The following is a 21,549-nucleotide window of genomic DNA, read 5'->3' on the forward strand; positions in this document are numbered from 1 at the left end:
CCCAAAATGTCTATCTTGGAAATCAGAATTTTGCCGCCCCTGGCCATTGCACGTCTGGGTGCTGCTGCAGAACCGCTGGAAGCGTTTGAGTTGGAAACAGACCCGGATAATCCTCTCGATTACCGCCGCATCGTGCCACAGCCCAGCCTGGAAGTATGCAAGACCACCGGCGAGATTTTGCGGGCCTATGTGCCTGAGCAAATCCGCTTCAAGGATGAAAATAAAAAAATCAGGCCGGTTGCGCCTTTCCTGGATGTGTATGTGCGCACCAGTGAACAGCCAGAAGAATTGCAGCCACTGACACCAGACTTGCTGCATCAGGAAGGCTTGAGCTTGGCCAGCCTGCATTGGGATGTGGTGTTGGGCAATATCAAGCTGTTCCGCCGTACGGGTGATGTGGATGACCAGATACATGCGCGGCACCTGGGTATCAAGGATCATGCGCGCCACCCCATGCTGGGGCATTGCAAGAACTTCGTACATGGCAAAACCCTGCCGCTGGGCCATGTGCAATTCATCAAACCGAACAAGGATTTTCCTGAAATCCGTTTCCGGTATACACCGGCAGCGGGCATCGTCTATGGTTCACGCAGGGAACGCCTGGAACCTGACCAGAATAATGTGCCAGTGTTGCAGCCAGACCCCATCATCGATAATGATGAGCTGATCTTGTATAACGAAAACAAGGACTGGCTCAATTACACAGAAAGCGTGGGGCCAGCGCTGACCAACCCCGCCGGTATTTATGCGGGTTATGCCAATACCGATGGCAACCAGGTCAGCTGGGGTTATCTCGATGATGAATGTGATGGTCACGTCAAAGTCTTTTTGAAGCTGCAAGATGGCAAAGTGCTGCATGCGCAAAGTTATATCGGTGCCGGACCACCAGCGTTTGCGCCAGATACCTTGCCGATACGCGTCATCACCGATGAGATGGAGCAATTGCTGTACGGCCCTGAAGTCAAGGAAGAAGAAGTCTCACTCGATGAAGCCACCGAGCTGGTCTTGCGTGCGCTGGAAACCGTGCGACTGATGAATACTGCCGTCATGAATGGCAACCCGGTTAATGGCCGCCTGAATACTGCCAGCACCATGGTGCGGCAAAACACCAATGACTTTGAACGTTATTACGAACCGATAGCGGCTAGTTCCCTGGTCGATAACCTGGCCTTGCGGGCTTTGCATGAGCGCGTATTCAGCGCCTTGTCTGCCGGTGGTGCGCCGTGGTTTGCCCAGGCTTTGCGCCAGCCTGAAGAGATAGGTGATCTGTCTGCCGCCACCTTGCGCAAAATGCCTGCGCTGATGCGTGGTGCCGATGGCCGCAGCCTGACGCTGACGCGCCGCCATATCGATATGGTCATCAAGGCGGCCAGGAATGCGATGTTTGCAGAACCCTCATCTGGAGCTAGCCATGTCTGACAAAAAAACTATCAGCGCCAGCAACCTGATGGCGCAAATCCATTACCGTGGCACGGGCAACCCGGCATCGGTGTCGCCACGCAGCGCGATTTCAAATTGCTTCCCTGGCCTGGAATTTGACTTCAGGAATTTATGGCGGCGCGCCTTTGAAGGCATCACCCTGGTTGAAAACAATAACTATGTGGTGGACGCAGAAGCGCCGCATGAGCATTTGAAAACCCGTCGCCTGTTGCGCTTTGCCGGTCTGGATGCGGGCACCATGGTGGTGACGACCGGGCCGGTTTTCCCGGACGGTAGTTCGGGCACGCTGGCATCTGTGGCTAACCCAAATGCCGTGTCTTTCATGGAATGGTCAAACTCGATTGCCCGCATCGTGCATTTGCAGGGGCAGATGGTGGAGTGTGAATTCACTGGCGACACTGATGCTGATACTGAGGTGCTGTACACAAAAGACACGCCTACCGTCAAAGCCAGTTTGCGCTTGCGCCATTTCTTTGAGGCAGATACTGCGTCCTTCAACCCTGCCCTGCTGCAACCGGGTGAACTGACGCAAGGTTTGTGCGCGCCCTGGCAAAATGATTATCGCGAATGCGCCTGCTATTACTGGGCTGCGTCACGGCCGGATTATGTGAATGTAGAACCGGGTGTAGATGGCTTGTCGCGTGGTGACATGTGGTTTGCCAAGAAACGTACAGGTACATACATACCCGATAACCGCACTGATAGCCGCCTGTATTCTTACGATGATTTATTCAAATCCTGGCAAGAGGATTTGCAATTCATTATCCGTGGCAAAGACGCTGATGAGTCCTGAACTCGTCGAAGACCCGGTTGCCGACGCTGTTGCAGACCCTAAGACTGCAACACTGCAAAAGGCAGATGCCAGGCTTGCACCGGCGCTGGCCTTGCGCACTGTCGCAGCATCGCGCCCTTCACATCGTGATGCGCATCTGGTAGAAGATGCGCAGGGTGCGCAACTTTTGCTGGTGAATGGCAGCAGGCTGTTTCACTTGCCGCCGGATCTGGTGCCAGAATTTCGCACCGCGATTGCCGGTGAAGACCAGCAATTACTGGCAGCGCTCGTAGCTAGCTATGGCTTGCAGGCTCAGCCGTATATTGATGACGAACCGCTGTCTTCACCACCAGTGCATGCGCTGTCGCTGGCGATTGCGCAAAAGTGTAATCTGGGTTGCACTTATTGTTATGCACAGCAAGGTGAATTTGGTGGCAAGGCCAAGAGCATGGAATTGCAAAAAGCCATGCAGGCAGTGGATTTGTTGCTGGGGCAAGCGGCTCCGGGTGCCAAGGTCAACCTGGCTTTCATGGGTGGTGAACCCTTGTCTAACCGCGCTGTCTTGCGCAGTGTCACTGATTACGCGGTCGAGCAAGCAGCGCAGCGCGATGTGCGCTGTCATTTCTCCATCACCACCAATGGCACGCTGGTGACGACTGATGATGCTGATTTTTTTGAACAACATGGCTTTGCCGTTACGGTGAGTCTGGATGGCCCGGCAGAGCAGCATAATCGCTTGCGCGCCTTCAAGGGTGGCAAGGGGTCTTTCGATCAAATTGTAGAACGTATCGCCCCGCTACTGGAACGCCAGCGCCAGATGCAGGTATCCGCCCGCGTGACAGTCACGCCGTTCAACCTGAACCTGCCGCACACCCTGGATACTTTCATCCACATGGGTTTTCACAGCGTGGGGTTTTCACCGCTATTGCGTGCATCAAACGGACAGGCAGAAATGGGGCCGGAAGACATGGCCGAAATGCTGCAAGGCATGATCGCCTGTGGCCTGGCATTCGAGCAGCATGTCATGCAGGGTCAGCGTTACCCTTTCATGAATATGCAAAATGCCTTGCGTGAATTGCAGCGTGGTACGCACCGGCCCTACCCATGCGGTGCAGGTGCCGGTTATTTTGGTGTGTCTGCCGATGGTGACTTGTCAGCCTGCCACCGTTTCGTTGGTGATGAACAGGGCAAGATGGGCAGCCTGGATGCGGGGGTAGACCGCAGCAGGCAAGCTATCTGGCTCAGTCAACGCCATGTACACCAGCAACAGCCTTGCAATGACTGCTGGGCGCGTTACCTGTGCGGCGGTGGCTGCCACCATGAAGTGCTGGCACGTGGGCGCCATGCCTGCGACTACATACGCGGCTGGCTGCACTACACCATAGGCGCACATCAACGCCTGAGCCATCTGACACCGGACTGGTTCAACGGCACACCGGACAGCCCGCAGGCCTGAGATGACGAGCACGGAAAGCGCAGTCGATGTACTCATCATCGGTGCCGGGCCAGCCGGGCTGACAGCTGCCCTGCGCTTGCTGCAACTGGGTTATCGCGTACAAGTGCTGGAGCGTAGTGCGACCTGGCCACGCCCACAGATAGGCGAGGCACTGACACCCGGCATCAGAAACATCATAGCCATGCTGGATGCCAATGAGGCCATGCAGGCTGTGCCCCATCTGGCCGGTCTGGCGACTCGCCTGTGCTGGCGCAGCAAACAGCCTGAGATAATCCGTCATGGCGACGCAGCCGTCGTGAACCGCGCCGCCTTTGATACAGCCTTGCTGCAACTGGCCTTGCAACGCGGGATCAGCCTTGCCATGCCGGCGCAAGTGCAGGATATCAAGGGCAGCCCTTATGACTGGCAAATCAGCATCAAGACGAATGCTGGCGCACAGCAAACGCATGCGCGTTTTATCCTCGATGCCAGCGGGCGCAGCAGTAGCCAGCAACAGCATGCCTGCGCCCCCCGCCTGTCTGCGATCTGGGCAGAATTATCGCCCGAACATATCCCCGCTGAGTTAGCCAATTTCACGCAAGTCGAAGCGCTGGAACATGGCTGGCTTTGGGGCACCCGCCTGCCCGACCGTCGTTACCGCATCATGCTGCTCAGCGACCCGCATACTGCTCACCAGCAAATGCCGGGGCAGGCAGAACAATGGCTGCGCTCGCATTGCGCATCCAGCCAGTTATTTTCTGCCGTGGCGCAAACACCTTACGCCGGCCGCTTGCAAGCCTGCGCGGCTACACCTTATCTGTCACTCGATAGCTGGCAAGACGGCAGGCTCAAGCTTGGCGATGCCGCATTTGCACTAGACCCGGTGTCATCCTCAGGCGTGGAAAAGGCCATGCGTTTTTCTCTGCAAGCCGTGGTTGCGATACATACGATATTGAGCGGGCCTGGTGAAAAAGAAGACAGCCACGAACTGGCACGCAATTTCTTTGAACAGAGACTGATAGAAACCAGTGCCCGGCATAGTTACTGGACGCAGTCTTATTATGCCCAGGCCTGGTGTAATGACAGCCCATTCTGGCAAGAGCGTGCTGGGTTTAAAAATGCCAGCGGCACCGGGGCTGCTTCTGCGCATCCACTGGTACTCGCACTACAAGAACAGAGCCAGCAATTAAACGATTATCGGCCCACAGAATTAAAGCCGCTGGCCGCTTTCAATCCCCACCAGCACCTGCGCATCCACCCGGCCACCAGCATGGTGACCAGTTATTGTGTGGTGGATGACAAGGTGCAAAAACAACTGGCCTTGAATCACCCCAATCTGGAGCGCCCCATCTCATTTTTGGAAAACCAGGCGCTACTACCCCACCTTGATTTCTTGTGGCAGCCACAGCCGCCAGCCCACGCATTAAAAAAACTGGAAACAGTCATGGGTACGCAAAACTCACAAAAGATCACTGCGTGGTTATGGCAGCGCGGCATACTGGAAAGCCTGGCTTAGGCAGCAAGTTTGTGATTCAGGTTCAGAATCTGGCCAGCATATTGGTAAGCATATGACCGTAATCATATGGTCAATTCACATGGTCAATTCATATGATGGATGACTGACTTTCCATAAATCTACCATGTGGCTTCAGTCAGGAGCAGTACTCGCAATCCTATGTGAGATTTCGAACATACAAGATGTCACCAAAGAATTAAAATAAGCCATGGATATAGCTGTCAGCATACGGGTCCCGGCAACATCTGGTGTGGTTTGACCTCTATTTCATGCGGTGCCTTGTTTTACTTTTACGCCTCATGCGCTGACTCTATATGATAGAAACTTCTCTCTCACGCGAAACCCGCAAACCGACCACACGTATTTCTACCGGGGTGGCAGGACTTGACGACATTCTTTGTGGTGGACTGACCGCCCAGCGCGTTTATCTGGTCGAAGGTTCACCCGGCACAGGCAAGACTACGCTGGGCCTGCAGTTCCTGCTGGAGGGTGTGGCCCATGGGCAACGCGGCTTGTATATCACCCTGTCAGAAACGGCGGATGAACTGGATGCGGTAGCCCAGAGCCATAACTGGGATATCGGCAAGATCACGGTATTTGAGCTGGCCAACGATAATTCGCTGCACCCGGATGCCCAGCAATCTGTATTTCATCCATCTGAAGTTGAATTGGGTGAAACCACCAAAAACGTCATGGACCGTGTCAATGAGCTCAAGCCATTGCGCGTTGTTTTTGACAGCTTGTCTGAAATGCGCCTGCTGGCACAAAACCCCTTGCGTTACCGCAGGCAGATTCTGGCACTGAAGCAGTTTTTCGCGCTGCGTGATTGCACGGTGTTGTTGCTGGATGACAAGTCAAATAGCCCCGATCAACAGCTGCATAGCATTGCCCATGGCGTCATCAGCCTGGAGCAGATTGCACAAGAGTTTGGCAAAGAACGACGCCGTGTCAACGTCATCAAGATGCGCGGCATCAAGTTTCGTGGTGGTTATCATGACTATATCCTGCAAACTGGCGGCCTGAAAATATTCCCGCGCCTGGTGGCGGCAGAACATTACCGGCAATTTGAAACTCACATCAGCTCTACTGGCCTGGAAAGTTTTGATCAATTGCTGGGTGGTGGGCTGGTCGCCGGTACGAATTCGCTGATCGTCGGGCCCTCCGGCATAGGCAAGACGACGGTGTCGGTGCGCTGCCTGCTGACAGCGCTGGAGCGTGGAGAAAAGGCATCTTTCTATCTGTTCGATGAAGGTTTGGGGACTTTCTTTACCCGCTCGGCTTCCATGGATATGGACCTGCGGCCCTATGTTGAAAATGGTCAACTGGCGATTCAGCACATTGATCCCGCCGAGCTGGCTCCCGGTGAATTTGCACAAATGTTGCGCGATGCGGTTGAATTGAATGGCGTGCAATTTATCGTCATCGACAGCCTGAATGCTTACCTGCAGGCGATGCCTGGCGAACATTTCCTGACACTGCAAATGCACGAGCTGCTGTCTTACCTGAACCAGCAGGGGGTCACTACAGTACTGGTGCTGGGCCAGCATGGATTGATAGGTGAAGTGCGTACGGATGTTGACCTCAGCTACCTGAGTGACACTACGGTGCTGCTACGCTTTTTTGAATCGAATGGCAGATTACGCCGCGCCATTACGGTGATAAAAAGCAGGACCAGCAACCACATGCTGACTATTCATGAGTTGCAACTGGGCAGCGGCGGCATCATTATCGGTGCAGCGCTGGAAGGATTTGAAGGCGTACTGACTGGCCTCCCCACCTATCGCGGCACGACCCCAATGCTGGTGGAAGTTGCTGATGAAGAGCGATAACAGCGCGCTAGACGAGCGCATACTCATACTGACGCCCCATGGCAGGGATGCTGAAGTCATTTATCAATTCTTGCTACGCAGCGGCTTCGGATGCGGCGCGGTAACAAATTTTGACGCCATGGTCAATGAACTGTCGGCAGGCGCTGGTGCTTGCGTGATTGCCGAAGAGACTTTACAAGACTCCAGCACCAGGCAACTCATCACCTGGCTGAGTTCCCAGGAACCCTGGTCTGATTTCCCCTTCGTGGTACTGATTTCCAAAGGCAGTAACATCGCTGGCAGTGCAGCCAGTAGCACTTTCGACCAACTGGGCAATGTCGTCTTGCTGGAACGCCCGCTCAATTCAGAAACCTTACGCAGTGCTGCTGCCTCTGCATTGCGGGGCCGCAGGCGTCAATACGAAGCGCGCAATATCTTGCAGGACAGAATGCTGGCGACGGAAAAATTGCGCGACAGCCAGGCACAACTCCTGCAACTGAATGAGACGCTGGAGTCCCGCATAGAAGAACGCACACGTGCACTGGCGCAAGCCAACGACAGGCTGATGAATGAGGTCATTGAGCGTGAACGGGTGCAACAGGCGATGGTGCAATTCCAGAAAATGGAAGCCATGGGACGACTGACTGGTGGCATTGCGCATGACTTCAACAACCTGCTCAATGTCATACAGGGCAGCATGGATTTGATCTTGCTATTGTCCAAAGATGACATTGCAAGACGCAAGGCCGAGGTGGCCCGGCGTGCATGCGAACGGGGCGGCAAACTGACCGGCCAGTTGCTGGCTTACTCCCGTAATCAAAGACTGGACCTGCGCTCGACTGACGTACTGGCGCTGTTCGAAGGTGTCAGGGAGTTGATGAAAACTTCTCTGGGTTCACTGATAGAGCTGGAATTTGAAATGGACCATCAACTCGAATTTGTCATGGCCGACAAGAACCAGATGGAAATGGCTTTGCTCAATCTGGCCATCAATGCCCGCGACGCCATGCCATCGGGCGGCAAACTAACGGTGAAAGCATGCAGGGCAATGCCACCAGAAGGCTTGCTCCCGCCAGGCAAGTATGGACTCATTTCAGTAACAGATACCGGACATGGAATAGCCCCTAACATTCTTGCAAAAGTATTTGAACCTTTTTTCACAACCAAGGGTGTAGGCAAGGGAACCGGCCTGGGTTTAAGCCAGGTTTATGGCATGGCCCAACAATCCGGCGGCACTGCCCGGGTGTCCAGCGAAATGGGTGTCGGTACTACGATAGAAATATGGCTCAGGTCAGCGGAAGATTTTACAGATACGGATAAGCAGGGCCTGGTTCCCGTTTTGCGATTGGTGACAACGGGAACACGGATACTGGTGGTGGAAGATGACGATTCAGTCAGGCAATCGATGGTGGAATCGCTGGAAGCGCTGGGCTATGAGGTAAGCCAGGCACCTGATGGCGAGACTGGCTTGCGTGAACTCAGGCGCGAGAAACCGGATCTGATGATCACCGATTACCTCATGCCGGGCATGACCGGAGCCAAACTGGTGGATATCGCCAATCAGGAATTCCCTGGCCTGCCCATGATTATCGCCACCGGCTATGCAGATATGGAAGCGATTGACCAGGTCATAGAAGGTCACGCCATCTTGCGCAAACCTTTTCAACTTATCGAACTCGCCTCCAGCGTTGACCAGGCGCTGCGCCGGCACGCAGATCATCCCCAGCATTAGTGCCCCATAAGTACATGCACAAATTGTGTTCAATTTTTACTGGTAGTTAATCCTTGTAATTAATGCTGGTAGTTAATTCCGGAAGTTAATTTTGACATTGCCTGCATTTTTTGTATCGCTGTTTTTGCATTTTGATCACCCGGCCTGATGTCCAGGACTTTTTGATAAGCAATAAGCGCCTCCTGGTTCATTGCCAGCGCAGCATAAAATTCACCCTGGCTATCGTATAAGTTAGCTTCATCAGGATAAAGCTCTATCGCAGCCTGAAGTATCTTTAACCCCGCTTCGGGTCCACTTGTACCTCTCAAGCGGTAGGCAGCATTATTGAGGCCAACGGCGCTGGCCTCACCCTGGGGATTGAGGCTGACAGCCGTTTTGAGTGCAGCCACTCCTTTGTCCTTATCGCCTGCAGAAATTTCCAATGCGCCTGCAAGTGCGTGAGCACCATCCGATGAGGGGTAAATTTCTTGCGCCAGTTGCCCGATTTTCAGTGCATGACCAGCATTGCCACTACGGATCAAATCCTGGCTCAGAACCTTCAAATCTGCAAGATAGTCAGGCGCTACTATTGCACCCTCATATGCATGTTTCATTTTCTGGTGTAGAGTCGCCAGTGCTTTCACCAGTCCGGCCTCACTGGCAACCCTGCGTGCCCCTGCTACTGGAATATATTTTTGCATATCGAAATCTTGCTTGAGCAATTTGATATGGCTGGTCTTTTTCCAAGCTGCATTTAATTGCCCGACTTGCTGTTCAAACGCCTCATCAAAACGGAATGCTGTAGCGATAGAGCTATCTTTTTTGTACAAGGCGATATAGTCATGAAAGAAAGCAATCGCTCCTCGATTTGAATATGTTGATAATTGAGGATGTGCATCATGCAGTTTCTTTGCCATATATGAGCCGACTTTACGTAGCTGCAATCCTCCTGCCGGGTGCTGCGCTTCGCTCATGAAAAGTTGCGCCTGCTTTGCATCGTTCTTCAAGGCTGCGGACTTCAGATGTTGATTGAAAAGACTGAACGCTTCACCCAGTATTTTGCTTTCATTTAGCTCATCAAGATAGGCAGCCTGCTTGCGCTCAAAATAAGCATTGCCTTCATTAAACACCGCTTTCATGGCATCGTAATAAACCCGTTTTTGCGCATCATGGATGTACAGGGGCATATCCCATGTCTCACCCGTGACGGCTTCAAATAATTGCTCGGCAAAAATGCTGGTGTCGACTCTTTGCAGATTAGCTGCGACGGCAATCGTCAGATGGCGCTCAGGAAAACTGAATAAATAGGTGGACGTTTCCGGTTGCACACCATCGTGAGAAATAGAAAACCTGCCATTGACAGGATTAGTGAGCCAGCCTGCACTGTAATTGGTCAATCTGCCTTTATTGGTCGCCATGGACTCAAACATCAGATCCTGCGCCTCCGCGGAGGCAATGCGCCCACGGTTAATACCATCGCCAAATTTGAGCATGTCGATGACATTGGAACGTGTTCCACCAGCAGAAAAACGACTGCTTACATCAATGAACTCGGCGTGTTTTATCTGCTGGCCTTGTAGCTGATTCTGCAATTGATAACCGCGCACCCTTCCAGGGATAATGTCGTAGGGATCATCCATTCTGGTGGCGGTCATACCCAAAGGGCTCCACACATTCTTTGTCATGTAATCGCCATACGACATGCCTGATGCTCCTTCGATCACTGCACCCAGCAAGTTATAGCCATAACTGGTGTAGCGAAACCGCGTACCCGGTTCAGCGATCAGGTCGAAATTCTCAAATACGGCGATGGATTCCCTGGTGCTTTTATGGTCTTTGAAGTGCTGTTCCAATTGTGGATTTACGTAGGCATTGATGCCTGCCAGATGGCCCAGCAACTGGCGTACGGTGACGGGGTATGGTTTTTTGGGGAAGTAAGGCACATAGATCTGCACCTCGGCATCCAGCGAGACCTTGCCGCTGTCTACCAGTTGCAGTATCGCAGCCGCAGTCATGGGTTTGGTCACAGAGGCCAGGCGATAACTGGACCTTGCCGTAGCAGGGATTTTGTTTTCCAGGTCAGCATAGCCATAACCACGGGTCCACATTAGCTTGTCTTGCAAATAGCCTATGGATAAACCTGGGATATTATCTCTCGCCATTTGGGTAACGACGAAATGTTCAAATTTTTTCAGCCGGATTTTCCTGTCCGTGTCGGCTGGCAAAGTAGCCGCTGAACTGTTCGCGGAAAATGTCAGCATGAAAACCGGGAGGAACAGGAATATGTTTCGCATGATGGAGAAGCAGATGAGCGCAAAGAAAATAGAGAGCAATATCTTAGTCATGCATCAACGAGAAAAAAGCAAAAACCACGCGAACTGCACTTGCGTTACCTGATTTGCACTTGGCAGCAGAAAAACATGGATACAATCCACCCATGACTTCAACCTTTACAAAATGCCTGGTATTTTTTCTTTTCTTCTTGGTGCTGGAACCCTGTCTGGCACAAGTAGATTTGATGGGACTACGCTTCCAGCATCTGCCCGGCGACTTTTCTCGATGTGGTGAAACAGGCTTGATAGCCGCAACTGATCAGGCCGCCGCGCCCGCTCAAGCGGGATACTCTTTGCATGATCTGACAGCGAAGCAGCATTATTGTCTGGGGGCGCGATTTTTGATGCCAGAGAAACCAGGGCAAAATCAAGTCTTGTCTTTATCCTTGCTCGCAGCCACCGAGTTATTTCTTGATAGTGTCAAAGTCGGGCGAAATGGCAAGCCGGCAATCACGGCGAATGAAGAAGTACCAGGGTATATTGAATACAGTGTCAGCCTGACGCCTGAGCAGTTACAACAAGGCGCACACAGCCTGGTATTGAAAATTTCTCGCTATCATGGCAGTGAGCGTGTCATGAATCCTTTCTATGACTTATCCATCACGGAGCACCAGGGCCTGCATGCAGCCGATAACAGGGGAATTATTTTGCCACTGCTATTGACAGGTGCATTATTGCTGGTGGTCTTATTATTTTCAGGCCTGACTTTGTTTTATCAGCGGCATACCCACTGGATACTTTTTTTAACACTGAGCCTGGTGGCGAGCAGCCTGCTCATGGTTGAATCCTGGCGCGCCCTGGTAGGCTACCTGTATCCATTTCACCTGACCAGATTGTATCTGGTGGCAGGACTGACTTACTTGTTTTCTATTTTATTGCCGCTGTATTTCCTGGTTTACTTCCGGTTTGAACGGTTGGCATTGATTGCCAGCAGCCTGGCCGTACTTACTGCCGCAGTGACTTTCATCAGCCCTTACTTTGATAGCAAGAGCGCGTTGATGTTTGGCGTCGCGCTGTTGGCAAGTTTGTTGATCAACTTCATCGCGTACAAACGCCAGAAAAAAAGCAGTGGAATGAGTCTGTTAGTCGTGATTTTCTCCTTGGTACTGTTTTTGACGCCTGCGTTCCATTTTGCTGAAACAGGTTTTGCCCTCAGCCTGTGTTTTTTATTATTTACTCTCTTGCTGCAACTACTGCAGCAGTTTGCCAGGGACAAGCAAAAGGCGGCACTGGCCACCCAATTGGAAAATCAATTACTAAGGCGCAGTTTGCAACCGCATTTCCTCATGAATTCTTTAAGCCTGGTGAGTGAATTACTGCATCAATCCCCACAGCAGGCAGAAGAGTTTATCCAGGCATTGGGGCGAGAATTCAGAATGCTGAATGAGTATGCCAATCACACCAGTATCGCTTTGACGCAGGAACTTGAGTTATGCCAGAATTATCTGGAGATCATGAGTACCCGCCTGCAAAAGAAATGCCATTTACAGATACAGGGAGATCCGTCGGCCATCATTATCCCGCCTGCCATCTTGCTGACCGTATTGGAAAATGCATTTTCACACAATAAATACAGGCAAGAGACGCGGTTTGAACTGCATATACATAGAGACCAGAAGACGATAGAAATTGTCATGAAAATACCTGTCGTCAGTCCAAAGGCGCATGCCGGAACAGGTATGGGAAATCACTATATTCACCAGAGCCTGCAAGAAGTTTTTGATGGCCGTGCCAGTTATGTGACGGAACAATTGGGTGATGTGTGGCACGCACGCTTTCAGTTGCCGTTGATATCTGCCCAGGAAATTGATCAAAAACAGAACGAAGAAAGCCCATGAAATTATTGATCGTCGAGGATGAGCCCTTGATCGCACAGCGACTGCTGCGCGAGGCACGACATTATTTTGGACCAAAGCTGGTTCAATTGCATCATTGTGATGATGTTGATGATGCCCTGGCCTTGCTCGAAAAAACAAATTTTGATTTGTTGCTGCTGGACTTGAATTTACTGGGCCATGATGGTTTCAAAATCTTGCAACTGAAGCACATGGCAAGTAATGAGAACGCTATCAGCTTCCATGCAATTATTATTTCTGCACATACTGAGCGGGCAGTGACCGCTTTTGGTTTTGGCGTCGTCGATTTTGTACCCAAGCCTTTTAGCCAGGAACGTTTATTTTTAGCATTTGAACGCTATGAGCAAGGTCAGCCATCGAATAATAAAGACGCCAGTCTGGTGATTAAAAAAATGGGCAATATAGAATTATTGGCTATTGCCGATATCGATTTTTTACAGGCTGACGGACATTACAGCAAGATTGTTTGTTGTGATGGTCAACAACACTTCCATGAAAAATCTTTAGAAAATATGCTGCAAATTTTACCTGAGAATTTTTTACGCATACACCGCTCGTATGTGGTGAATATGCAGCACTTCAAGCGCTTGTCGATAGCTGCAGGTGGTAAGTATTCGGTAGATACAAATTTTTCAAAAGAGATTCCGGTTTCTCGCTCCATGTACCCGAAACTCAAAGAAATACTCGGTGCTTCCTGAATTTGTTCAGTGATGCATTGATCTTGCTTGCACCACTGAAGCTTCACTTAATCCACGACAACCACGGTGCCAAGCCGTTCATTTTGTGGATACATCGCCGCCATGGTCTCTGCATCCATCGCCATCTTGAAAGCATGAGCAGTCTTTAGATTATCGGCACGTTGCGCTGCCGGTCTGGCATTGATTTCATCAAACAAGCGCTTGACGTTCGGTAAAGCGTCCCAGGCATCGTCGCCAAGGATAAACGGTATTGCACGTGCCCAGCCCCAAAAAGCCATATCGACTATGCTGTAGTCCTTGCCAACCAGATATTGGCGCTCCGCCAAGCGTGCATCGAGTATGCGCCAGTGACGCCAGGCTTCAAAGTCATAGCGGTTCAGCGCATAGATTTTTGGTTCTGGCGCAAAGTGCCTGAAGTGTACCGCCTGCCCGGAAAACGGCCCTATGCCGGTGGCGATGAACATCAGCCAGGACAGCGTTTCTGCACGTACTACCGGGTCAGGTGCTGGCAGGAATTGTCCTGATTTTTCTGCCAGATAAAGCAGGATGGCATTGCTGTCGAAAACGACTGCGCCAGTCTCCTCATCCACAATGGCAGGGGTCTTGGCATTGGGATTAATCGCTAAATAGGCCGCGCCATGTTGTTCACCTTTTTGCGTGTCAACTGGCACCAGTTCATACGGCAGGCCAGACTCTTCAAGAAACAGGGCTATCTTGGCTGGATTGGGTGAAGGGTGATAATAGAACTTGATCATTTTTTCTCTTTGAGAGTAATTGGAACTGGATGCAGGCCTGCCATGGCAGGCCTGCAATTGCCTGGCTCATCAATTTCCTAAGGCATCAGCGTGAAATTCACTGGTACCCATTGATAGCTGGAACCTGTTTTTTTCAAGCGACCCATGCCAGGAAACTGTATGTGCGAAGCGGCGACAATCACGCCGTCTTTTGCTGCCTGGGCAAATACTTTCTGGCGCATGGCTGAGGCCTCTTTGGCATGACTATCAAAAGTCACGGTCACTTCAGGCTTGTCGAGTTGAACAGATGCGACGTGGATCAGGTCACCGACCACCAGCATTTTTTCGCCCTGGCTTTCAAGCAGATAAGACGTGTGACCAGCGGTGTGGCCATGGGTGGAGTGCGCAGTCAGGCCGGGCAGCAATTCACCATCCTTGCTAAAGGTTTGCAATTTTTGTGCTGTCTTGTAGGGATTGACTGAAACCATCGCGCCCTGGAAAAAAGACTTGGCATCTGCCGGTGCCTGCTCCATGTTTTTTGGGCTGAGCCAGTAATCGGCCTCTGCCTGGTCAACATGGATGTTGGCATTGCTAAAAGCCATTTCTCCATTGATCATCAAACCACCCGCATGATCGGGATGCAAGTGCGTCAGGTAGATATCGTCAATTTGTGATGGCTCATAGCCTGACGCCTTCAGGTTGGCAATGAGCTTGCCCAGGCTGGGACCAAACAGGCTGCCAGTGCCTGCATCTATCATGATCAGCTTGTTGCCGGTATTGACCAGGTAGGCATTCACTGAAGTTTCCAGCGGTGCCTGCAAAAATGATTTTGCCAGTACTTCTTTGGTTTTTTGCTCAGGCTCCATCAATATCTTTTCTACTGGCAGTTTGACGGTGCCATCACTGAGCGCGGTCACTTCAAATGCGCCCAGCATAGTGCGGTAATACGCAGGGGCAGAAGTTTTAACCATCGGTGCTGCGGAATAAGCTGCACCGCTGCTCATGCCGAATGCACCGGCGACGGACAGGTATAAGGCGGCGCGGGCTAATTTATGCAAAGTGTTCTTGATCATATTCTCTTCCTTGGGGCTATTCGCCATGTGTTGTACTACGAAGTGTTTACGTGCGGTTGATGGAAGAGATTCTATTTCTTTGCGAAAAACGATACAATAATTCACATTGCAAACCATCTTTGCGTTTTTCGCAAACAGACCGAGACCAGCCATGTTCGATGCAATACAGATTTTTCTGGAAGTACATGAGGCTGGCAGCCTGTCTGCCGTCGCGAAAAAGCATGATGTGGCGGTGTCATCCATCTCACGGAAGATAGATGCGCTCGAAGTTGAGCTGGGCATCAAGTTATTCCATCGCAGCTCCAGACGCTTGCTGCTGACTGATTCAGGTGAACAGTTTTTGCCAAGGGCAAAAAACATCGCAGCAGAACTGGATGATGCCCGGCAAGCCATGTCAGCATTGAATGCTGACCCGCGTGGTTTGCTGACGGTAACAGCACCCTCTGCGTTTGGCAGGCGGCATATTGCCCCGGCTGTTGCCAGCTTTCTCAACCGTTATCCCTTGATGGAAGTGGATTTGCATGTCAACGATGACATCGTTGATCTGTCCACGCGCAGGGTCGACGTCGCAGTGCGCATAGGCGTGCTGCCGGATAGCGATCTGGTGGCGACCACACTGGCACCGCTGCACAGGCTGACCTGCGCCAGCCAGGCTTATCTGGCGCGCCATGGCAGGCCAGCCACGCCGCAAGATTTGCTCCAGCATAATTGCCTGACGATAGCGACAACGCCCATACCCGCCGGTTGGTGGTGTTACCCTGGTGTGAACCGCGAGACCAGCTTGCCTATACACGGCAGTTTGCGCTCTGACGATACCGAGTCATTATTGCAGGCAGCATTGGCAGACATAGGCATAGTCCATCTGGCCAGCTGGATGGTGTGTGATGCGATAGAGTCGGGGCAATTGATCTCGCTCTTCCCGAATGCCCACAACACCCACGCAAAGATACGGCCAGGTATTCATGCAGTACGCATGCCGGGGCGTTCACATGCAGCAAAAGCGCAGTTATTTATCGCCCATCTGCGCAACAGTTTTGGTGAGCCGCCTTACTGGGACAGGATATTGCAAGAATCCACGTGATAATATTCCCCGTACTTGTTCATAGTGGAATAGCGGAGACAGCATGCGCCTCATCAAATCAAATTGGTTTTTAGCTGCACTTGTTGTTGGAGCCAGCAGCCAACTGGTGGCGTGCATGCATGTTGACATCACTGACCAGCAATACATACGTCCCGACAGTTCAACCGGCTATAAGCTCAGGCAAAAATTGACGCAGGACGATATGCAAAAAATCAATCCGGCAGTACAGCTCAAGGATGAAACTGTCGTCGCCGCTGACCAGACCAAGCTGGAAGGTGCGGCATTCCAGCAAAATGGCAGCAAAGTCACCGTGCTGTATTTTGGTGGCAACCTGTCACATGTGGAAGATTCATTGCCTTTCATGTTGAAAAATATAGGCAGTTGCAATGTCAATCTGGTGAGTTTTGACTATCGCGGTTATGGTCGCACGGTGGGTGTGCCTGACATTAAAAACATGCAGGAAGATGCCTTGAAAATTTACGATGCCATGCGTGCCAAGACCACTGGCAAGCTGGTGGTGCATGGGCATTCCATGGGCAGTTTTGCTACCGGTTTTATTGCTGAACAGCGCCAACCAGATGGCATCATCCTGGAAACCACAGCCAGCAATGTCAGGGACATGGTGTCGCTGTCCACCCCATGGTATGCCAAGCCTTTTGTCAGCATCAATATCCAGGACAGTTTGCAGCAGGTAGATAACATCAGGGCGATGTCACACTATCAGGGCCCGGCACTGGTGCTGACGGCAGAAAAAGACAAACTGACCCCGGCGGAGCTTGGGCAGAAAGTCTATGAAGCGATTCCATCCAGGACCAAGCGCCAGTTGTTCATCAAAGACGCTGGACACAATGGTTTGCTGAGGCGTAGCGATGTACAAAAAGCTTATTGTGAGTACATACAGCAGGTCAGTTTATAAACTTGCCGTTCTGTGAAAATCCGGCAAAAATTCCAGGTTATTTGCCGGTCAGGCAAGTGCAGTACAAATACTTTATATGCTTGTTTGTGTTGAAATAACAAACACATGTGAAATTAATTTGCATCAATGACAGCGAAAAGTGGCTTTACAGATCAATTTATCAACAAAAAGACAGTAACTCTTGATTTCTCTGGCGATTTATCGACAAATCGCGGAGGAAGTATGGTATTCGGGGTATAATCCTATTGCAAAAGAATTTTTATCTTCGGATAAATCGCTGTATTTCTGACGAAGTGTTTCTGATAAGCGCTGAGCAGCGTTTCTGGTAACAAGCTGCTACAAGACTTGCTTTACCTTGCACTAGTTACTGACCTTTAGCACATTCTTCTGGTTGGTATTCAAGCACTGTGTTGATGTGATGGCAAAGCCATCTGTGCACAGCCTCTTTCAACACTCACACTCTTTTCGTCTTACAGTATCAGGCGATCAACAGTGAGTTCACCGTAATCCCTTGCAGATGATTATGTGATCGTCTGCCATTAGTGACGCAGTCTGTGCACAGTGTCACGCTCTACTATAAAGATGAAAAAACCATGGCAAAAGAAGAACTGTTGGAAATGAGTGGTCAAGTTGAAGAAGTGCTGCCCGATTCACGTTTCCGCGTGAACCTGGAAAACGGTCACAAACTGATCGCTTACACGTCCGGCAAAATGCGTCAGCATCACATACGCATACTCGCCGGTGACAAGGTGACGCTGGAATTGTCACCTTATGATTTGAGCAAGGGCAGAATCACTTTCCGCCATATTGAAACACGCGGTCCATCTGGTGGTGGTCAACAGCGTCGTCGTTACTGATCGCAGCTCATCGTAGCTGGCAGCAAATATATTGATGTAAAAAAATGGGGCATTGGCCCCATTTTTTTGTCCTTTTATATTGATTTCAGGCCACTTGCTTTATTCAGGAAATCGCACCAGCTTCTTGCCGTCCTTGGGTATCTGATACTGCGCCACATTCATCTGCATGGCCAACAGCGTGTAATAGGCATTGATGCCGGTCAGATCCACTATTCCCTTTTTACCGAAGCGTTTTTCTGCACGTTCATACGTGCGATCTGACACGCGTTTGTTCTTGTGCAGTTCCATGGAAAAGTCATAGACGATTTCTTCATCGTCTGTCATGCCTGCCGGGTGCCTGCCATCGGCAATTGCGGCTGTCACTTCCGGTTTGATGCCCGCCTTGAGAGCAATGGGGTGATGCACATACCATTCATAATCCTGCGACCATTCTCTTGCGGTGATCAGTATCACCAGTTCACTAAGGGTGGTGCCTAGTGCAGATTGATAACGCAGATAATCGCCCATGGCACGTGCCTGGCTCATGACTTGAGGACTATGCATCAAAGGCTCAAACGGGCCAAAGACAGGCACCTTACGCGTTGCCAGGAATTCTTCAGCCGCTTTCTTTTGTTCGTCTGTGTATTGTGATGGAGGTATTGTAGGAAGGCGTTCGGCAGCCTGCGCCAGTGTGTTGATGGTCATGGTGAGTATGATAGGAATGAGAATATTGCTCAGTGTAATACGTTTCATGATGTCTCCTGTATGTGCTGCTTTGTTCTGGTTTGGGCTAGTGAATTTCAATTCTCGCTCTGGCGTTGCACCCAGTGGACTACACCTTCAAGGCTGCGGAAATCTGCAATAGAGCGGCAGGCGATTTGCGGGTGGCGGGCTTGCAGCATTTTGGATAGCGCCGAGCCTGGGCCCAGTTCCAGCGCATGGCTGATGCCGTTTTCAGCCAGTGCATCCATGCAGGCATGCCAGTGTATGGTCTGGGTCAGTTGTGCCAGCAAGCTGCTGCGTATGGTCGCTGGCTCTGTGACTTTTTCAGCGTTGATACCTGCCAATACAGGAGTGTCGGATTCATGCAAGGGAATGTCATTCAGTGCTTGCGCAAAACCAGGTGCAGCAGTAAGCATCAGCGGGGTATGTGAAGCGATGTGCACAGCAATCTCTGTGTGCGTAACATCATGTCCAGGCAACTTGGCTATTTCTGGTATTGCCGCGCTGATCTTGTCGGCCAGACCAGCGATGATGGCCTTGTTGTCAGCCGTGATGATGGCGACGTGCAGATCATGGCTGGCAGCGAATTCTTGTACATCGATGATGGCAATGCCAGACACCGCCAGCATGCGTTGCGGCTCATGCACGCAAGCCTGCATCAAAGCGGCGCGGGTGGTGGCGAGTTGCAGTGCAGCTTGCACATCCATGCTGCCACTGACGGCATGTGCAGAAATTTCGCCGACACTGTATCCGGCAACCAAGTCGGGCGTGGGTAAATTATCCCGCAGCGCCAGCCAGTTGGCCAGAGTGGTTGCGACGATCAAAGGCTGGGCATAGCGATTATCAAATAGCAGATCAGGCGATGACAATGCATCTGCCAGCGTATGTTGCTGTACCGCCTGACTCAAGACATCTTTCACAAAACTCACCGCCTGCTTGTGTTGCTCAGCGAGAGTAAACATGTCAGCAAACTGCGCCCCCTGCCCCGGACAAAGCAGGGCGAACTTATTCATGTATCCTCGTCGCAGAAAATTCTTCCAGGCATAGCTGCACAAAGCAAGTTGCTGCCAACATGTCTGCGGCACCACCCGGAGACAGTCTGCGTGCGATAAATTCTTGATGACAGTTTTCTGCCGTATGCAACCATTGCGGATCAGCTGTACCGCCCTGCTCTAGAAAATTTTGTGCCACATCCCTGGCATAAGCGATGCCTGCCGCACCGCCACGATGGTACAAGTTAGTGTCGCTGATATGTGCCATCAGAGTGAAAAAACAATCTATCTGCGCCAGATACAGGCTGCGGCCTTCTCGCAGGCTTTGCTGCAGACGTGGCAGGGCAAGTTCAAAGATGGAGGGGAAACCCAGCGCTGCTTCTTCCCTGGCACCGCTGGCAGAATAGCGTTTTGCGGCCTGCAAACCATGGCTCAGATATTGCGCAGCGTCTGGAGCACTATGTGCAGCCAAAGCCTGCCCCCATTGCGAGATGAGGGCCTGCCGTACAGTTGTCGTCGTCAATACGCCGTCACGCGACAAACAATAACCTGCTGCTGCACTGAGCATGCCCAAGGCAAAGATGGCGCCGCGATGTGTATTGATGCCTTTGGTCGCTTTCAACATGCGCTGTTCTGCTGCAATACCTAAATTTTTTAGTATGTTGAATTCAGCACCAGCGGCACCAGCGAGCGCAATGTCTCTGAAATAATGGCGTAGCGAAAACAGGCTGCGCATGAAGCAGGCAGCATCCATATCAACATGACTGCCATTGTCACGCAGGGATACCAGACCAGGTTTGGGATACAAGACCAGTTCTGCATACAGGCTGCGCACTGCGAGTATGGCGATTTGCTGCGCAATATGTTTTCTTTGAGGTGAAGCTATCGGCGACTGAACTGAACACCGTTCAGTATGTACATGCGCTTGCGCTAGCATGGCAATTCACCCTCAGCCAATAGTTCAAGCAGGTTTTGCCGCGTGCGCAGGCTAACGCCACGCATGTCTTTCACCATCACGCGCTGCTGATTAAAATCCTGCCCGGGATGGGCGGGCTGTATCCATTCTTTCCAGGCCACCGCGGCCCCGCCAGGGAAAATAATTTCGCCATCAATGGGTAAGCTTTGCTGATGCTCTTGCAACAAGGCCAGCCCAGCGCGCAGTTGTGCCTGGTGATAGGGCCGGAACAGAATATCGATATCTGAAGTCGCACTCAAATAATCTTGCCCAGTCAAAAACTGCATGGCGACCGAGCCATACACGCGCAGCTTGATACCTGCCATCAGTGCATGTTGGTGCAGGCCTTGCAAACCGGCCTGCCAGGCAAATGGAACTACCGCGACGACAGTATGCAAGGACAAGGCAGATTGATGGATAGCGATATGCTCAGCCTTTACCCTGGCGGCAAAGCGCGGCTTGTTGCCATTGACAGGTGGTAGCGGGAAACCTATGCAGACTTCATCTTCTGCAGCATCAGGATGACGGCGTGTGACTACGGCTGGCCATTCCTCTTGCTGCCACTGTCTGAGCATGTCTGGCGCGCCAAAAGCCTGCAAGACGGCCAGCCAGGCTTCGTCAGAAAGCCAGACCAGATCATGTCTTTGATATTGCGCGATACTATCCATAC

Annotated in this window: 18 protein-coding genes; 11 read left to right on the top strand and 7 right to left on the bottom strand. The window is 51.5% G+C overall.

The window, feature by feature from the left end; translation table 11 throughout:
* Nucleotides 1-6: 6 nt before the first annotated feature.
* The 6 genes from ACO0LD_RS26020 to ACO0LD_RS26045 all read left to right on the top strand — a co-directional run bounded on the left by ACO0LD_RS26020 (nt 7) and on the right by ACO0LD_RS26045 (nt 8,703).
* A complete protein-coding gene (locus tag ACO0LD_RS26020; protein ID WP_423011417.1) occupies nt 7-1,419 on the top strand; it encodes a hypothetical protein in 1,413 nt (470 codons plus the stop codon).
* Nucleotides 1,412-2,233, top strand: coding sequence for a hypothetical protein (locus tag ACO0LD_RS26025; RefSeq protein ID WP_423011419.1), 822 nt, complete (start codon nt 1,412-1,414; stop codon nt 2,231-2,233). The genes ACO0LD_RS26020 and ACO0LD_RS26025 overlap by 8 nt, the downstream gene beginning before the upstream one ends.
* Nucleotides 2,223-3,668 (top strand): radical SAM protein, encoded by a 1,446-nt coding sequence (locus ACO0LD_RS26030; RefSeq protein ID WP_423011421.1) that lies wholly within the window; start codon nt 2,223-2,225, stop codon nt 3,666-3,668. The genes ACO0LD_RS26025 and ACO0LD_RS26030 overlap by 11 nt, the downstream gene beginning before the upstream one ends.
* A 1-nt stretch (nt 3,669) precedes the next feature.
* Nucleotides 3,670-5,163, top strand: a complete 1,494-nt coding sequence (gene qhpG, locus ACO0LD_RS26035) for a flavin-dependent monooxygenase QhpG (protein ID WP_423011423.1) — start codon at nt 3,670-3,672, stop codon at nt 5,161-5,163.
* A gap of 314 nt (nt 5,164-5,477) precedes the next feature.
* On the top strand, nt 5,478-6,992 hold the full coding sequence (locus ACO0LD_RS26040) for an ATPase domain-containing protein (protein WP_423011425.1): 1,515 nt from the start codon (nt 5,478-5,480) through the stop codon (nt 6,990-6,992).
* Nucleotides 6,979-8,703 (top strand): response regulator, encoded by a 1,725-nt coding sequence (locus ACO0LD_RS26045; protein ID WP_423011427.1) that lies wholly within the window; start codon nt 6,979-6,981, stop codon nt 8,701-8,703. Before ACO0LD_RS26040 ends, ACO0LD_RS26045 begins: the two co-directional genes overlap by 14 nt.
* Nucleotides 8,704-8,762: 59 nt before the next feature.
* Here the strand turns inward: ACO0LD_RS26045 and ACO0LD_RS26050 are convergent, their stop codons facing one another.
* The gene (locus tag ACO0LD_RS26050; RefSeq protein WP_423011429.1) at nt 8,763-10,943 is read right to left on the bottom strand and encodes a serine hydrolase; all 2,181 of its coding nucleotides are present in this window, start codon (nt 10,941-10,943) and stop codon (nt 8,763-8,765) included.
* Between the two features lie 176 nt (nt 10,944-11,119).
* Here ACO0LD_RS26050 and ACO0LD_RS26055 point away from each other — a divergent pair, with 176 nt between their 5' ends.
* Nucleotides 11,120-12,853 (top strand): sensor histidine kinase, encoded by a 1,734-nt coding sequence (locus tag ACO0LD_RS26055; RefSeq protein WP_423011431.1) that lies wholly within the window; start codon nt 11,120-11,122, stop codon nt 12,851-12,853.
* Nucleotides 12,850-13,569 carry a LytR/AlgR family response regulator transcription factor gene (locus ACO0LD_RS26060; protein WP_423011434.1) on the top strand — a complete coding sequence of 240 codons (720 nt, stop codon included), beginning with the start codon at nt 12,850-12,852 and terminating at the stop codon, nt 13,567-13,569. Before ACO0LD_RS26055 ends, ACO0LD_RS26060 begins: the two co-directional genes overlap by 4 nt.
* A gap of 47 nt (nt 13,570-13,616) precedes the next feature.
* Here the strand turns inward: ACO0LD_RS26060 and ACO0LD_RS26065 are convergent, their stop codons facing one another.
* Complete coding sequence (locus tag ACO0LD_RS26065; protein ID WP_423011436.1) at nt 13,617-14,324, bottom strand: glutathione S-transferase family protein; 708 nt, start codon at nt 14,322-14,324, stop codon at nt 13,617-13,619.
* Nucleotides 14,325-14,401: 77 nt separating this feature from the next.
* Nucleotides 14,402-15,376, bottom strand: a complete 975-nt coding sequence (locus ACO0LD_RS26070) for an MBL fold metallo-hydrolase (protein WP_423011438.1) — start codon at nt 15,374-15,376, stop codon at nt 14,402-14,404.
* 151 nt (nt 15,377-15,527) lie between these two features.
* Between ACO0LD_RS26070 and ACO0LD_RS26075 the strand changes: the two genes are divergently transcribed.
* The 3 genes from ACO0LD_RS26075 (at nt 15,528) to infA (ending at nt 18,230) form a co-directional block, all read left to right on the top strand.
* Nucleotides 15,528-16,457 carry a LysR family transcriptional regulator gene (locus tag ACO0LD_RS26075; RefSeq protein WP_423011440.1) on the top strand — a complete coding sequence of 310 codons (930 nt, stop codon included), beginning with the start codon at nt 15,528-15,530 and terminating at the stop codon, nt 16,455-16,457.
* 43 nt (nt 16,458-16,500) lie between these two features.
* Nucleotides 16,501-17,373 carry an alpha/beta hydrolase gene (locus tag ACO0LD_RS26080; RefSeq protein ID WP_423011442.1) on the top strand — a complete coding sequence of 291 codons (873 nt, stop codon included), beginning with the start codon at nt 16,501-16,503 and terminating at the stop codon, nt 17,371-17,373.
* 593 nt (nt 17,374-17,966) lie between these two features.
* The gene (gene infA / locus ACO0LD_RS26085; RefSeq protein WP_110258049.1) at nt 17,967-18,230 is read left to right on the top strand and encodes a translation initiation factor IF-1; all 264 of its coding nucleotides are present in this window, start codon (nt 17,967-17,969) and stop codon (nt 18,228-18,230) included.
* A gap of 99 nt (nt 18,231-18,329) precedes the next feature.
* On the opposite strand, the gene ACO0LD_RS26090 is transcribed toward infA, so the two are convergent.
* From ACO0LD_RS26090 to mdcG, 4 genes are read right to left on the bottom strand one after another with little or no spacing between them, the layout of a single operon-like run.
* On the bottom strand, nt 18,330-18,962 hold the full coding sequence (locus tag ACO0LD_RS26090; protein ID WP_423011444.1) for a carboxymuconolactone decarboxylase family protein: 633 nt from the start codon (nt 18,960-18,962) through the stop codon (nt 18,330-18,332).
* Between the two features lie 47 nt (nt 18,963-19,009).
* Complete coding sequence (locus tag ACO0LD_RS26095) at nt 19,010-19,945, bottom strand: ACP S-malonyltransferase (protein ID WP_423011446.1); 936 nt, start codon at nt 19,943-19,945, stop codon at nt 19,010-19,012.
* Nucleotides 19,938-20,861: a triphosphoribosyl-dephospho-CoA synthase MdcB gene (mdcB, locus tag ACO0LD_RS26100; RefSeq protein ID WP_423011448.1), complete on the bottom strand. Its 924-nt coding sequence runs from the start codon at nt 20,859-20,861 to the stop codon at nt 19,938-19,940. Before mdcB ends, ACO0LD_RS26095 begins: the two co-directional genes overlap by 8 nt.
* Nucleotides 20,855-21,547, bottom strand: a complete 693-nt coding sequence (gene mdcG, locus ACO0LD_RS26105; protein WP_423011450.1) for a malonate decarboxylase holo-[acyl-carrier-protein] synthase — start codon at nt 21,545-21,547, stop codon at nt 20,855-20,857. Before mdcG ends, mdcB begins: the two co-directional genes overlap by 7 nt.
* Nucleotides 21,548-21,549: the final 2 nt, after the last annotated feature.

This window comes from Undibacterium sp. Ji83W, assembly GCF_049340385.1.
GTDB lineage: Bacteria > Pseudomonadota > Gammaproteobacteria > Burkholderiales > Burkholderiaceae_D > Undibacterium.